The sequence below is a fragment of the Streptosporangium fragile genome, assembly GCF_039534445.1.
Taxonomy (GTDB): domain Bacteria; phylum Actinomycetota; class Actinomycetes; order Streptosporangiales; family Streptosporangiaceae; genus Streptosporangium; species Streptosporangium fragile.
Genome location: NZ_BAAAVI010000073.1, coordinates 29,883 through 42,786, shown reverse-complemented (window position 1 = coordinate 42,786; position 12,904 = coordinate 29,883). Strand labels below are relative to the sequence as shown.

Annotated in this window: 10 protein-coding genes; 4 read left to right on the top strand and 6 right to left on the bottom strand. The window is 72.8% G+C overall.

Annotated features, from left to right (window positions below):
• The first annotated feature begins 55 nt into the window (after nt 1-55).
• Complete coding sequence (locus tag ABD841_RS33565) at nt 56-1,135, top strand: thiolase C-terminal domain-containing protein (RefSeq protein ID WP_344980205.1); 1,080 nt, start codon at nt 56-58, stop codon at nt 1,133-1,135.
• 34 nt (nt 1,136-1,169) lie between these two features.
• Here the strand turns inward: ABD841_RS33565 and ABD841_RS33560 are convergent, their stop codons facing one another.
• The 3 genes from ABD841_RS33560 to ABD841_RS33550 form a co-directional block, all read right to left on the bottom strand.
• Entirely contained in the window at nt 1,170-1,526 is a 357-nt protein-coding gene (locus ABD841_RS33560) for a hypothetical protein (RefSeq protein WP_344980203.1), read from the bottom strand.
• A gap of 316 nt (nt 1,527-1,842) precedes the next feature.
• The gene (locus ABD841_RS33555; RefSeq protein WP_344980201.1) at nt 1,843-2,658 is read right to left on the bottom strand and encodes a DNA alkylation repair protein; all 816 of its coding nucleotides are present in this window, start codon (nt 2,656-2,658) and stop codon (nt 1,843-1,845) included.
• Nucleotides 2,655-3,350, bottom strand: a complete 696-nt coding sequence (locus ABD841_RS33550; RefSeq protein WP_425582080.1) for a TetR/AcrR family transcriptional regulator — start codon at nt 3,348-3,350, stop codon at nt 2,655-2,657. The genes ABD841_RS33555 and ABD841_RS33550 overlap by 4 nt, the downstream gene beginning before the upstream one ends.
• A gap of 634 nt (nt 3,351-3,984) precedes the next feature.
• Here ABD841_RS33550 and ABD841_RS33545 point away from each other — a divergent pair.
• From ABD841_RS33545 to ABD841_RS33535, 3 genes are all read left to right on the top strand, one after another.
• Nucleotides 3,985-5,514 (top strand): glycoside hydrolase family 3 protein, encoded by a 1,530-nt coding sequence (locus tag ABD841_RS33545; protein ID WP_344980197.1) that lies wholly within the window; start codon nt 3,985-3,987, stop codon nt 5,512-5,514.
• A gap of 208 nt (nt 5,515-5,722) precedes the next feature.
• Nucleotides 5,723-6,628 carry an SDR family oxidoreductase gene (locus tag ABD841_RS33540; protein WP_344980195.1) on the top strand — a complete coding sequence of 302 codons (906 nt, stop codon included), beginning with the start codon at nt 5,723-5,725 and terminating at the stop codon, nt 6,626-6,628.
• A 94-nt stretch (nt 6,629-6,722) separates the two neighbouring features.
• On the top strand, nt 6,723-7,556 hold the full coding sequence (locus ABD841_RS33535) for an ATP-grasp domain-containing protein (RefSeq protein WP_344980193.1): 834 nt from the start codon (nt 6,723-6,725) through the stop codon (nt 7,554-7,556).
• Nucleotides 7,557-7,647: 91 nt separating this feature from the next.
• On the opposite strand, the gene ABD841_RS33530 is transcribed toward ABD841_RS33535, so the two are convergent.
• The 3 genes from ABD841_RS33530 to ABD841_RS33520 all read right to left on the bottom strand — a co-directional run bounded on the left by ABD841_RS33530 (nt 7,648) and on the right by ABD841_RS33520 (nt 12,869).
• Nucleotides 7,648-10,173, bottom strand: coding sequence for a M14 family zinc carboxypeptidase (locus tag ABD841_RS33530; RefSeq protein WP_344980191.1), 2,526 nt, complete (start codon nt 10,171-10,173; stop codon nt 7,648-7,650).
• A gap of 335 nt (nt 10,174-10,508) precedes the next feature.
• On the bottom strand, nt 10,509-11,270 hold the full coding sequence (locus tag ABD841_RS33525) for an SDR family oxidoreductase (RefSeq protein ID WP_344980189.1): 762 nt from the start codon (nt 11,268-11,270) through the stop codon (nt 10,509-10,511).
• Nucleotides 11,271-11,570: 300 nt separating this feature from the next.
• On the bottom strand, nt 11,571-12,869 hold the full coding sequence (locus tag ABD841_RS33520) for a DUF2252 domain-containing protein (protein WP_344980187.1): 1,299 nt from the start codon (nt 12,867-12,869) through the stop codon (nt 11,571-11,573).
• Nucleotides 12,870-12,904 lie beyond the last annotated feature (35 nt).

The window sequence follows — 12,904 nt, the reverse complement described above, 5'->3', positions numbered from 1 at the left end:
CGCCGGGACGGATCGCGCCCCGTCCCGGCGGGCGACCCGGCCCGGCGGGAGTCACATGCGAGACAGGGCGGCCGTCGCGGGCATCGGCATGACGGCCCTGACCCGGCGGTCGGGCAGGACCGAGCTGGAGCTCGCCGTCGAGGCGTCACGGGCCGCGCTGGCGGACGCCCACCTGGAGGCCGGGGAGGTCGACGCGGTCCTCAGCTACCACATGAACGACTCCGCGCCCGTGGTCCAGGTCGCCCGCGCGCTGGGAGTCGAACGGCTCGGCTGGCACAACGACATCACCGGCGGCGGCACCCAGGCGGCGTCGATCCTCGGCGACGCGGCCATGCTCGTCGCCTGCGGGGTCGCCCGCACCGTGCTGGTCTACCGGGCGCTCAACGGCCGCTCGGGCAAGCGGATGAACACCGTCTCCACCGGCCCCCAGGAGCGCTTCACCGTCCCGTACGGCATGGCCGGCCCCATCCCGATGTTCGCCCTGGCGGCCCGGCGCTACCTGCACGAGACCGGGCTCGGCGAGGAGCACCTGCACGCGGTCGTCGCCCAGTCGCGGGAGAACGCGGCGGGCAACCCCCGCGCGCTGCGGCGTGATCCGCTCTCCCTGCGGGACTACCTGAGCAGGCCGTACGTCTGCTCACCGCTGCGCACCGTCGACTGCTGCCAGGAAACCGACGGCGCCTGCGCGCTCGTGATCCGCGACGCGCGGCTCGCGCCCGGCGCCCCGCGAGTCCGCGCGGTGGTCAGGGGAGGCGGGGCCGGCTGCTCCTCGATGGACCGCTCGCCCGACGTCACCGAGATCTTCTCCGCCCACGTCGCGGCCCCCCTGTGGGACGCCTCCGGCATGCGCCCGTCGGACGTGGACGTGGCCATGCTCTACGACGCCTACTCCTGGCTGGTCCCCCGCCAGCTGGAGGACTTCGGCCTGGCCGTGCGGGCCGGACTCGGCGAGTTCCTGCTCGCCCGCCGCCACACCTCGGTCAACCCGCATGGCGGGCTGCTCTCCGAGGGCTACGTGCACGGCCTGAACAACGTGGCGCAGGCCGTCCGCGAGCTCCGGGCGGGCCGGGAGACGGCGCTGGTGACCGGCTTCGGCGGCAGCTACGGCAGCGCCGCCCTGCTGGTCCACGGCTGAGCAGCGGGCGCCGGGTCACCGGGCGGCCGGCGGGTCAGGAGGGCTCCTCCCAGTCCTGGTCCCGCGTCCCGGCGAGCGCGGCCTCCATCGCGTCGAGCTCCTCCGCGAAGCCCTGCAGGCCCCGGGGGCCCAGGCGGCACCAGACGAGCAGCTGGAGCCGGCACGTCTCCGCGTCCGCGTGCCGGTGCCGCGACGCCTGCTGGGCGTGCTGCTCGGCGGCCCACAGCTCCTCGGTGGTGAAGCGGACGCCGTGCTCCTGTTCCAGCCGCCGGATCCGCGGATCGCTGCGCAGTCTCTCGGCGGCGACGCGGCGGGCACGCCGGGCCGCCAGTTCGTCCTGGCCGGGTGCGGGCGGAGCAGGATGCTGCACATCGGGCAGGCGTCGGATCATGAGTGGTTCCCCCTCCGTGCACGACGCTTCCGGAACCTCCGGAGGGTAGGACGCCGGGACGGCGGCGAAGGTTGGCGCGGCCCGGCGGGCCCTCGTCTCCGGCGTCTCCACCGGCGGGGCGGCACCGACGGCATCCGGGGAGCCCCACCGGGTGGTGTCCCCGGCGAGCCAGATCCCGGTTCCCGCCACCCGCATGGGGCGCATCCGGGACCGGGCAGCCGGTCGACGCCTCGGGGATTCCGCGGTTGACGGCGCGGAATCTCCGGACCGGCTCACCGGGGCGGGTTCCACCGGGTGGTGTTCGCCGGGGCCGGGGTCAGGCGATCGGCCCCGCGGACCTCGGGCGCGCGGGCCGGAGCCCGCCCGCCGGGAGGTTCTTCAGCGCCTCGCGGCGGCTCAGGCCGGTGATACCGGTGTGGTCGACGTAGCGGACGACCTCGTCGGGGTTGGTCTTGGCGTACTCGCGCAGGGCCCAGCCGATCGCCTTGCGGGCGAAGAAGTCGGTGTCGGACAGGCTCGGCGCGATGCAGGCGTAGAGCAGGCCGGTGTCGGTGGCGGCCCCGAACCGGTTCTGGCAGAGGATGGCCGTACGGCGCTTCCAGAGGTCGTCGTCGTGGGCCCAGCGCAGCATCAGGGGGCGCATGGTGTCGGGGAAGGCCGCGAGCAGGCCGCCGACGCGGTGGACGGCGAGCTCGTCGACGTAGTCCCACCAGGCACCGGTGACGATCATCTCCTCGTACATCGGCAGCGCCTCGGTCGTCTGGAAGCCGCGGTAGCGGCGGAAGCCGGTCAGCTCGACCGCCGCGTAGCGCTCCTCGCGGTACTCGGCCTCGCGCCACAGGGCCAGCACCGCCTCGCGCCACGCGGAGGCGTCGCCGACGGGATACTCGGTGAAGACCGGCCTCAGCGCGGCGCGGCGGGGCGCCGCCTGCACGCCGAGGAACGGCATGGCCGACTTCATGTAGGCCTGCATCATCGGCGCCTTGGCGGGGTCGGCCGCGTCGGTGAGCGCCGTGCGGACGGCCTTCCGCAGTGTCTCCACGCCGGTCTGCCAGCTCTCGTCCGCCTCGCGGACGGCTCGTCCCTCGCCGGCCGCTCCGCTCGCCGCGCCGGGTTCGCTCACGGGCGTCATGCGTTCTGGCTGCTCCGCTCGCCGGTGGCCAGGCCGTCGAACAGGACCGTGATGTAGTGCTCGGCCAGGCCACCGGTGTTGAGGCGGCCCCCGGGGCGGAACCAGCGCACGGCCACCCAGATGGTGTCGCGGATCATGCGGTAGGTGAGCTTGGGATCGACGTCGGCGCGGAACTGGCCAATGGCCTGGCCACGCTTGATCTGCTCGACCCACATGCGCTCGACCTCGTCCTCCGCCTTGACCAGGTAGTCGAAACGGTCGCCGGGGAGGGAGCGCAGGTAGTTCCAGTCGTTCTGCATGACGGTGATCGCGGCGCGGTGCGGCTCCAGGGTGCTGAAGCCGATGCGCACCATCTCTGAGAGGATCGTGCGCGGGTCGCCGTCTCGCTCCAGGGCGGCGCGGTAGCGGCCGACGAGGTCGTCGAGGAAGGTGGTCAGCACCTCGTCGACGATCGTCTCCTTGGAGTCGAAGTGGTGGTACAGACTTCCGGAGAGGATGCCGGCCTCCTCCGCGATCTCGCGGACGGTGGTCGCCTGGAAGCCCTTGCGGGCGAAGAGCTCGGCGGCGAGCTTGACGAGGTGGTCGCGGCGCTCCGACGCGGAGCCTGATGCGGCGGTGCGCTTCGTCGTGCCCTGGCGCTTGACCGGGGTCGTGGCCGCGCCGGAGTTCTTTCGCATGTTCACGCCTTCCATTATGGGCCCTTGCGCAATCGCTTGTTCACCCGAACACTCCAGCTCACCCCGCATCTCGGATGTAATCAAGCGCTTGCTACATATGGTGACCTCCCGGGTGCCCGCCCTGGCGGCATGCGGTACGACGCGATCTCCCTGCGGCGGACCCGGCTTCCCTCCCGTGTCCGGGGTCGCGTCCGGCGGCGGGCGCGCGACGGAGTGATCATCCGGGCCGCCTCCCATCGCCGGTTTTCCGGCTCCGCCTCCCATCGCCGGTTCCCGCGTCCGTGGCCGTGCCCGCGCCCGTGTTCGTGCCCGCGTCCGGTCCCGGTCCCGGTCCCGATTCACGGTTTCCCGGACCGCTCGGCCGGAACCCTTCGCCGATGAATCCGGGGCTCCGGTGTGCCGGCGGCTCCGGTGTGTACGGCGGCCGCGGTCCCGTCCCGGGCGCCCCCTGGCTCTCTCGTCCCACCGGTCGCGCAGAACTGTGGACCGACTGTCGAAGGCCCATGGTCAGCCCCCTAGAAAATAGGAAACTTTCCTATTAGATTTGCGACATGCCTTCTGGGGAGCGGTTCCCGGAGGTACCGGACAACGTGGTGTCTGCGCGTCTTCGGCATCGGATGCCGACCGGCCGTCAGGCGAGGAGGGGTGAATGAAGCGCGGCCCAGAGCTGCTCCGTCTGGCGGACGCTGTTGTCTTCCCAGGTTTCGTGGGCACGACCCCGCCCGACTGGGTCCGGCGGAGGCTCGGCGAGGGATTGACCGGGGTGGTGCTGTTCTCCAGGAACATCGCCACCCCCGCCCAGGTCGCCGAGCTGACCGCCGCGCTCCGGGCGGAGAACCCGCAGGTGCTCGTCGGCATCGACGAGGAGTCGGGCGAGGTCACCCGCCTGGAGGCCGCAGCCGGCAGCACCCGGCCGGGTAGTTACGCCCTCGGCGTGGTCGACGACGTGGGGCTCACCGAGGAGATCGCCGCCGACCTCGGCCGCGACCTGATCAGGGCGGGCGTCACCGTCACCTTCGCCCCCTCCGCCGACGTCAACTCCAACCCCGACAACCCGGTCATCGGGCTGCGCGCCTTCGGCGCCGACCCCGACCTCGTCGCCCGGCACGCCGCCGCCTGGATCCGCGGCATGCAGTCCGCGGGCGTGGCCGCCTGCGCCAAGCACTTCCCCGGTCACGGCGACACCTCGGTCGACTCCCACCACGGCGTCCCGCTGGTGGCCGCGACCGACGAGGAACTCCGCGACACGGCCCTGCGGCCCTTCCGCGCGGCCGTCGCCGAAGGGGTGCGTTTGGTCATGACCGGCCACCTGCTCGTCCCAGCCCTCGACCCGGCGATGCCCGCCACGCTCAGCGGCCGGGTCCTGCACGACCTTCTCCGGGTCGAGCTGGGATTCGACGGCGTCATCATCACCGACGGCATCGAGATGGCGGCCGTCTCCGGCCCGTACGGGATCGGTGGCGCCTCGGCGCTGGCCATCGCCGCGGGCGCCGACGCGATCTGCGTGGGCGGCGAGCACGCCGACGAGGAGACCGCGACCGCCGTCCGCGACGCCATCGTGGACGCCGTCGTCGAGGGCCGGCTCCCGGAGGAGCGGCTGGCCGACGCCGCCCGCCGGGTCTGTGATCTCGCGCTCTGGAGTGCCTCCGTCCGCCGGCCGGTCGCCGGACCCGCCCCGGCCGCCCCGGACGGCCTCCGCGAGCCGTCGATCGGCCTGACCGCCGCCCGGCGGGCCCTGCGGGTCACCCGCCGTTCCGCCGTCGCGGCGTTCCCGCTGCCCGCCCCGCCCCATGTCGTCGAGTTCGCCCCCCAGATGAGCCTCGCCATCGAGAAGGACACCCCCTGGGGTGTCGGCGAGCCGCTCGGCAAGCTCCTGCCCGGTACCACGGTCACCCGGCTGGACGCCTCGGCCGCGACCGGGGTCGCCGTGGAGGCCGCCCTTGCCGCCGCGTCCGGACGTCCCCTGGTCGTCGTCGTCCGCGACGCCCACCGCCACGCCTGGCAGATCGACGCGCTCACGCACCTTCTGGCCGCCCGAGGCGACACGGTGGTGGTCGAGATGGGACTGCCCGGCCGCTCCGACTTCGGCGCCGTGCACATCGCCACCCACGGCTCGGCCCGCGTCTGCGGGCAGGCCGCCGCCGAGTTGCTCGCCGGCGACGCGGGTCCGGCCGCCTGAGGCTGCGCCGCGGTCACCGCCGGAGCGGCTTGCCGCGGCTCGTGCGCGGCGGCCACCGGGAGCCGCTCGTCACGGCCCGGCCCCCTCCGGAACCGCTCGAAGACCGCTCGGGAACCGCTCCGCCGCCGCGCGGAGCGGTTCCCGCCGCTCTGGACACGCGGCTGAACACCCGGAAAACTCTGGGTGATCGCGGCGAAAGGACCTTGGCATGGACGGGATCTGTGACGGGCGCGTGGTGATCGTGACCGGTGCCGGCAGGGGCATCGGCAGGGAGCACGCCCTGGAGTTCGCCAGGCAGGGGGCGAAGGTCGTGGTCAACGACCTCGGCACCGGCCGCGAGGGAGCCGGCAGGTCCAGCGCCCCGGCCCTGGAAGTGGTCGAGGAGATCCACGACCTGGGCGGCCGGGCGGTGGCCAACAGCGACGACGTCTCCGACTGGGGTGGCGCCGCACGGCTGGTCAAGATGGCGTTGAGCGCCTTCGGGCGGCTGGACGTGCTGGTCAACAACGCCGGGTTCGTCCGCGACCGGATGCTGGTCTCGATGACCGAGCAGGAGTGGGACGACGTGATCCGGGTCCACCTCAAGGGCCACTTCCTGCCGCTGCGGCACGCCGCGGCGCACTGGCGGGAGCGGTCGAAGGCGGGCGACGCCGTGGACGCCCGAGTGATCAACACCTCCTCGGGGGCCGGACTGCTCGGCAGCGTCGGCCAGGCCAACTACTCGGCGGCCAAGGCGGGCATCGCGGCGCTCACCCAGGTGGCCGCCGCCGAACTCGGCCGCTACGGAGTCACCGCCAACGCCGTCGCCCCGGCCGCCCGCACCCGGATGACCGAGGAGGTCTTCGCCGCCACGATGGCCCGGCCCGAGGAGGGCTTCGACGCGATGGACCCGGCCAATGTGGCGCCCCTGGTGGTCTGGCTGGGCTCGGCCGGGTCCCGGCACGTCACCGGGCGGGTGTTCGAGGTCGAGGGCGGCGCCATCTCGCTCGCCGACGGCTGGCGCCACGGCCCGCGTGCCGATCGGGGGACCCGCTGGGACCCCGCCGAGGTCGGCGACGCCGTGACCGGACTCCTCGCCCGGGCCGCCGACCCCGAACCGGTCTACGGCGCCTGACGCGCTCCCGGCCGGGATCCGGAGCGGGGGCCGGACCCGTGGGCACCCTTGGGTAAGGTGCTCAATAGATTTTCGGTGCTTACATGGGGGCTTCATGGCGATCTCCGCGGCGTATGTGACGTCTGCCGACCCGGAGGGTTTCGACGACGAGAAGGAGATCGCCGTCGCGGCCTGGGCCGAGGCCGGGATCACCGGGCACATCGTGCGCTGGGACGACCCGGAGGCCGACTGGGCGGCCTTCGACGCCGTCGTGGTCCGCACGCCCTGGGACTACGTGACGCGACGGGCGGAGTTCCTGTCCTGGGCGCGCCGGGTGGAGTCCGTCACCCGGCTGCTCAACCCGGCCGCCGTGCTGGAGCGCAACACCGACAAGACCTACCTGCGGGACCTGCGGGCGCCGTCCATCCCCACCTTCTGGGTCGCCCCCGGGGAGGCGGTGGACTTCCCGTCCCTCGACGAGTACGTGGTCAAGCCCTCGGTGTCGGCGGGGGCCCGCGACACGATCAGGACCGCCGACCGGGACAAGGCCCTGACGCACGCGTCGCGGCTGGTCGCCGAGGGGCGCACCGCGATGATCCAGCCGTACCTGGACATGGTGGAGGCCGAGGGGGAGACCTCCCTGCTCTACTTCGGCGGCCGGTTCAGCCACGCCGTGCGGCGCAACCCGATGCTGGCCGGCACGGCCGTCGCGCCGGACGCGGAGAACGGCCTGGCCACGCTCCGCACCCCGGACGCCGACCAGATCGCCCTGGCCGAGCGGGTGCTCGCGGAGTTCCCCGGCACGCTCTACGCCCGCGTCGACCTCGTCCGCCTGCCCGACGGCAGCCCGGTCCTCATCGAGCTGGAACTGACCGAGCCCTACCTGTTCCTGCGCTACGCGCCCGGCGCGGCGGCCAACCTGGCCCGCGCGCTGGCCGAGGCGGTCTGACCGTCGCCCCGGCCGCGGCTCCGGGAGCGCGACCGGGCACCCCGCCCGGGGCGGTGCGCGTCCCGCGAGCGGGGACGCGCACCGCGCGGACTCAGTGCGGCAGGACCACCGCGAGCGGTGAGATCCCGGCGGCACGGAGCGCGCCCGGGAGCTTCGCGGCCCAGGGGTGCTCGTGTGGGTCGAGGCCGCCGGGGTTGGCCACGACGAACCTGACCGCGCCACCGGCGGCGCCCTGCTCGGTCCAGGCGGCGCCGAAGCCGTTCAGCACCGCGGCGACCCCGTCGCGGTCGGCGGCCGCGACCGTGACGCGGATCGGCGGCTCCCGGTCCGGGATGGCCGCCGCCGCCCGGGACGCGTCCGGGACCGGGGTGACCGCCGCCCGCGCACGCGCGGTGGGCAGGTCGGCGGTGATCGCATTGGCGACGATCTTCGCGGTGCCGTCGGTGAAGGCCCGGAAGTTCGGCTCGGCGGCGAACAGCACCGCGTGGCCGCCGCCCACCGGCTCGTCCACCACCGCGGCCGTCCCGCCGAGTTCCTCGGCGCCCAGCGCGAAGCCGGACAGGAACCAGTCGGGGGAGTCCGCCGCCGGGTAGGCGGCCACCACGTGCGACGGGTCCGCGGCCCGCATCACCAGGTCGTAGGCGTAGAACTGCATCACGTCCGGCCCGACGCCCTCGCTCAGCGGTCCCTCGGCCACGGTCGTCCGCAACAGCGAGCCGGGCACGTCCGAGGCCGGTTCGGTCAGCGTCACACCGGAGACCCCGGCCAGCGCGGCCAGCTGGGCGCCGCCCGCCCAGCCGACGTAGCGCCCCCCGCCGCCGACCCAGCCGCGCAGCGCGGCGCGGCCCGCCTCGCCGAGGGTGGTGTTCGCCGCGCCGGCGGGGCCGTCCGGAACCAGCAGCACGTCCAGCCCGTCCAGCCTGCCCGCGGCGACGTCGGCCGGCGTGAGCACCCGGTAGGGCAGCTTCCAGTCGCGGTCCAGGCGGTGGCGGAGCCAGCCGGTGGACTCGTTGGCGTTCTGCTCCGGGCCCGCGAGCTGCAGGACGCCGATCGCGCGCGAGGTGGAGAGCCGCGCCGAGGGGGCGTCCACCGGCCTGACCGGGGTCGCGGCGGGCAGCAGCACCTGACCCGAGGAGCCGCCGGAGACGTTGCCCAGCAGCGGCAGGCTCCAGGCGGTGACGTCGTAGAAGTAGGGGAACGGCGTGTAGGTGTCCTCGTTCAGCATGGCCTGAACCCAGTGCTTCTGCCCCTGGGCCAGCGGGATCCAGTAGGTGCCCTTGGGCAGGGTGGTCTTCGCCTCGGGCCTGCCGTACGGCTTGAAGTCCCGGACCGTCAGCGGTCTCGTCAGCTTGAAGACCTGGACGTCCATCCGCTGCAGACGCCGCACGACGAGCTCGGTCTCGGCCTTCTTGGCCGGGTCGTCGGCCCGCAGGAAGTAGTGGCGCACCCGGCGGTCGGGCACCTGGGTGATGACCTCGTTGCCCGGGTTGTAGACCTTGTTCGGCTCCAGGTGACCTTCGATGCCCTGCTTGAGCGCGTCGGCGTACATCCGGTGCCAGGTGGTGAGGATCTCGGTCTTCCGGTCCGCGGCGGCCGAGAGCGAGACCCACTGGGTGAGCCACTGCTCGAAGGTCCGGTCGGCGATCGGCGAGGCGTTGCCCTTCTCGAAGGTCATGCCCGCCGCGTTGAACCCGGCCGTGGGGACCGTGTCGCCGTAGCCCATGTAGAACAGGTCGTAGACGTCGCGGTTGAAGAACGGGATGCCGCGCCCGGTGAACTCGGCGATCATCGCTGAGCCGTAGGTGTTGTTGATCCAGTCGACCGTCGGCTCGGCGATGTCGTGGTAGATCGGGTCGGCGTTCGGCGGGAAGAAGTACTCGGTGCCGCTCATCTCGTGGGCGTCGATGAAGAGCTGCGGCGGATACTTGCGCATCAGCTCGATCTTGCCGTCGGTCTCCGGCTGGGTGCGGGCGAACCAGTCGCGGTTCATGTCGAAGGCGTACGCGTTGCGCCGGGTGTCGGCCTCGCGGCCGTCGGGGTTCTGCGTCGGCAGGATCACCACGACGGCGTTGTCCAGGATGCGCCCGGCCGCGCAGTCGTCGCGCCCGGCCAGCTCGTAGAGGGTCTTCAGCGCGGCGTCGGTGCCGCTCTCCTCGCCGCCGTGGACGTTCCCGGCGACCCAGAGGATCGCCGGGGTCTTCCCGGCCAGGACCCTGGCCGCCGGGGCGGGGGTGAGGGGGTTGCGCAGCAGCTTGATCGAGGCCTCGATCGCGCCCAGGTTGCGGATGTTGCGCGGGGTGCCGACGATCGCGTACTTCAGCGGCCGGCCCTCGCCGCTCGTGGCTAGGGTGCCGGAGACGACCCGGTCGCTGGCCCGGTCGATCGCGGTCAGCAGGGTGTCGGACTCGGCGGTGGTGACCTCGCGCTCGCCGAGGTCGAAGCCGAGCACGCTCTTGGGTGTGGGTACCTTGCCGTGGTAGACGGGAGAGGTCCGGGTGGCGTCACAGGTGCCGGCGGGGGATGCGGCCGGGGTGGGATCCGCCTGAGCGACCCCGGCGGGAAGGGCGACGGCGACGGCCAGAACGGCCGGCGCCACGACCTTGAAGCGCTTCAGCATGAGGTAAAGCTGTCACCTGAAACAGATGACATCAAGGTGTAAATTTTACGCTTACGTTACGGATGGTGCATCGCCTCGCCGAGGTGCGCTCCAGCGCGATCCGGCAGCGCGGGACCGGAGCCCGAGCAGCGGTGCGGCGCCCGGCCCGGCGGGTCGACGTCCCGTGCGCACCGTCGGTCGACGCGGGCTGACGTCCCGCGCTCACTGGCGGTCGGTACCGGCTCGGCCTTCGGCCGGGCCGTCCGCGCCGCCGGGCCACGAGCCGGGCCGTCCGCGCCGCCGGGCCACGAGCCGGGCCGTCCGCGTCGTACGGAGCGAACGCCCGGCTCCGGACGCTAGCTCTGGGCGCTGATGCCGCCGTCCACCGGGATGATCGCCCCGGTCAGGTAGGCGCCGGCCCGTGACGACAGGAAGATGGCGGTCCCCGCCATGTCCTCGGGGCTGCCGATCCTGCCCAGCGGCACGTGGGAGGCGACCGCCGCGCGCGTCGCCGGGTCGTCGAGCGCGAAGGCCATCATCTTCGACTCGAACGGTCCCGGCGCGATGGCGTTGACCGTGATGGACTCCTTGGCGAGCCGCTGGGCCAGGTGGCGGGTGAGCATGTGCACGGCCGCCTTGGCCGCGGAGTAGGCGTAGTTCTCCATGGAGGGCACCCGGATGCCGTCGATCGACCCGATGTTGATCACCCTGGCCGGGGCCTCGGGGCTCGCGGCGGCGCGCAGCAGTGGCAGGAAGCGCTGGGTCAGGTAGAACACGCCCTTGACGTTGATTCCCCAGAGCTTGTCGAAGGCGTGCTCGGGATACTCCTCGAGCGGCGCGCCCCAGGTCGCCCCGGCGTTGTTGACCAGCACGTCCAGCCGTGTCTCCCGCGCCGAGACCGCCTCGAACAGGGCGGACACGCCGTCCTCGGTGGACAGGTCGGCCGGTACGGCGGTGCATCCGAGTTCGGCGGCGGTCTTCTCGACCTCGGCCGCCTTCCGCGAGGAGATGTATACCGTGGCGCCCGCGTCGACGAACCCGGCCGCGATCATCCGGCCGATTCCCCGGGAGCCGCCCGTGACGACGACGGTCTTGCCTTCCACCGAGAACAGAGTCATGTTCTGCAGCATGCCGTACCTCGGCCGTCCCCGTCCATACCGACTGGTCGGTTCATCCTCGGCTCGGGTCGCCGGCGGCTCCCGCTCCCGGCCGTCCTGCCAGGTCCCGGCCGGGAGCGGCGGGATGGGGGCGGACGGGCCGCGCCGGTCAGGGACACCGCCCGTCCTCTCCTCCCGGGTGCCTTCCGGGGCGTGCGTCACCACGCCGAGGCCGCTCCGCCGCCCGCACCACCGCTGATCGGCGCCGGGCGGAGAACGGGACGGAGCGGGGTGGCGGAGAACGGCGCGGGGGCGTCCCCGTCAGAGGCCGGGCAGCAGGCCGTTGCGGAACAGGTCGACGAAGAGCCCGTGGTCGGCCCTGGCCCGGGCGCCGTAGGCGTGGGCGAAGTCGACGAGTGTGCGGGTGAAGCCCTCCGCGTCACCGTCGATCACGGCCACGATCGCGTCCTCGGTGGAGAAGTCGACCAGATCGTGGCTCGACTCGTCGTCGGCCACCGAGTGCATGCGGGCCACGGCCCGGCCCAGGTCGCGGATGACCGAGGCCAGCTCGTCCGGCTCGTTGACGTCGCCCCAGTCGAGGTCCGCCGAGTAGGGGGACACCTCGGCGACCAGCTGGCCCACGCCGTTGAGCGTGGTGTAGCCGAGCCACGGGTCGGCGTACGCCTGCAGCGCCCGCTGCGACTCCGCGGTGCGGTGACCCTGGTGCCTGAAGTAGTGGTGCACCTTCTCGTCGGAGATGTGCCGCGCCACCGCGGGCACCTGGGCCTGCTTCATGTAGAGGATGACGTCGTTCTCCAGGGCCTGGGTGTGGCCCTCCAGCAGCATGTTGTACGACGGCAGCCCGGCCGAGCCGATGCCGACGCCGGTGCGGAGCGCGAAGTCCTTGATCGTGTGCTCGACCGTCGAGACCGCGGGCAGGGTCGTCAGGTAGTCCTGGAAGGCGACCTCGACGGCCTTGCGGGTCTCCTCGTCGACCGGGTAGCGGCCCTCCATCAGGGCGAACCGGCGGTCGAAGTTCTCGATGGTGGTCTCCCTGTCCAGCAGGGCCACCCGCGTGTTCAGCCGGGCCAGCTGCAGCACCCGGTGGAGCACCCCGGTGGTGGTCTCCAGGGTCAGCGAGCCGATCGCGTGGTCCCCGCCGTGGGAGATGCCGGTCAGCTCGGTGAGGTAGGAGTGGGCGAACTCCGTCACCAGGCCGGTGATGACCTCGTCCGACAGCGCCTTGGCGTACCCGATGAGCGCGACGCTGGCCGCGAACCGCTTGAGGTCCCAGATATAGGGGCCGACATACGCCTCGTCGAAGTCGTTGACGTTGAACACGAGGACACCCGAGGCGTTCATGTAGGTGCCGAAGTTCTCGGCGTGCAGGTCACCGTGGATCCACACCCGGCGCGTCTGCTCGTCGAGGAAGGCGTCGTCGGCGAACGCGCCGGTCATGTCCGCGTAGAAGAGACAGGCACTGCCGCGGTAGAAGGCGAAGGGGGAGGCCGCCATCTTCCGGAACTTGCGCCGGAAGGCGGCGGGGTCACGTCGCATGGCGTCACCGAACTCGGTGATCAGGACGTCGAGAATGTGCGCCGAGCGCCCATCGATGCTCATGACACGCACGTTAGGGGATGAGATTGGGACATCAC

Excerpts from the sequence above, each read along its gene's own strand:
- ABD841_RS33535 (WP_344980193.1), top strand. The coding sequence starts at position 6,723 with ATGGCGATCTCCGCGGCGTATGTGACGTCTGCCGACCCGGAGGGTTTC.
- ABD841_RS33560 (WP_344980203.1), bottom strand. The coding sequence starts at position 1,526 with ATGATCCGACGCCTGCCCGATGTGCAGCATCCTGCTCCGCCCGCACCC.
- ABD841_RS33530 (WP_344980191.1), bottom strand. The coding sequence starts at position 10,173 with ATGCTGAAGCGCTTCAAGGTCGTGGCGCCGGCCGTTCTGGCCGTCGCC.
- ABD841_RS33565 (WP_344980205.1), top strand. The coding sequence starts at position 56 with ATGCGAGACAGGGCGGCCGTCGCGGGCATCGGCATGACGGCCCTGACC.
- ABD841_RS33520 (WP_344980187.1), bottom strand. The coding sequence starts at position 12,869 with ATGAGCATCGATGGGCGCTCGGCGCACATTCTCGACGTCCTGATCACC.
- ABD841_RS33525 (WP_344980189.1), bottom strand. The coding sequence starts at position 11,270 with ATGACTCTGTTCTCGGTGGAAGGCAAGACCGTCGTCGTCACGGGCGGC.
- ABD841_RS33540 (WP_344980195.1), top strand. The coding sequence starts at position 5,723 with ATGGACGGGATCTGTGACGGGCGCGTGGTGATCGTGACCGGTGCCGGC.
- ABD841_RS33555 (WP_344980201.1), bottom strand. The coding sequence starts at position 2,658 with ATGACGCCCGTGAGCGAACCCGGCGCGGCGAGCGGAGCGGCCGGCGAG.
- ABD841_RS33550 (WP_425582080.1), bottom strand. The coding sequence starts at position 3,350 with ATGGAAGGCGTGAACATGCGAAAGAACTCCGGCGCGGCCACGACCCCG.
- ABD841_RS33545 (WP_344980197.1), top strand. The coding sequence starts at position 3,985 with ATGAAGCGCGGCCCAGAGCTGCTCCGTCTGGCGGACGCTGTTGTCTTC.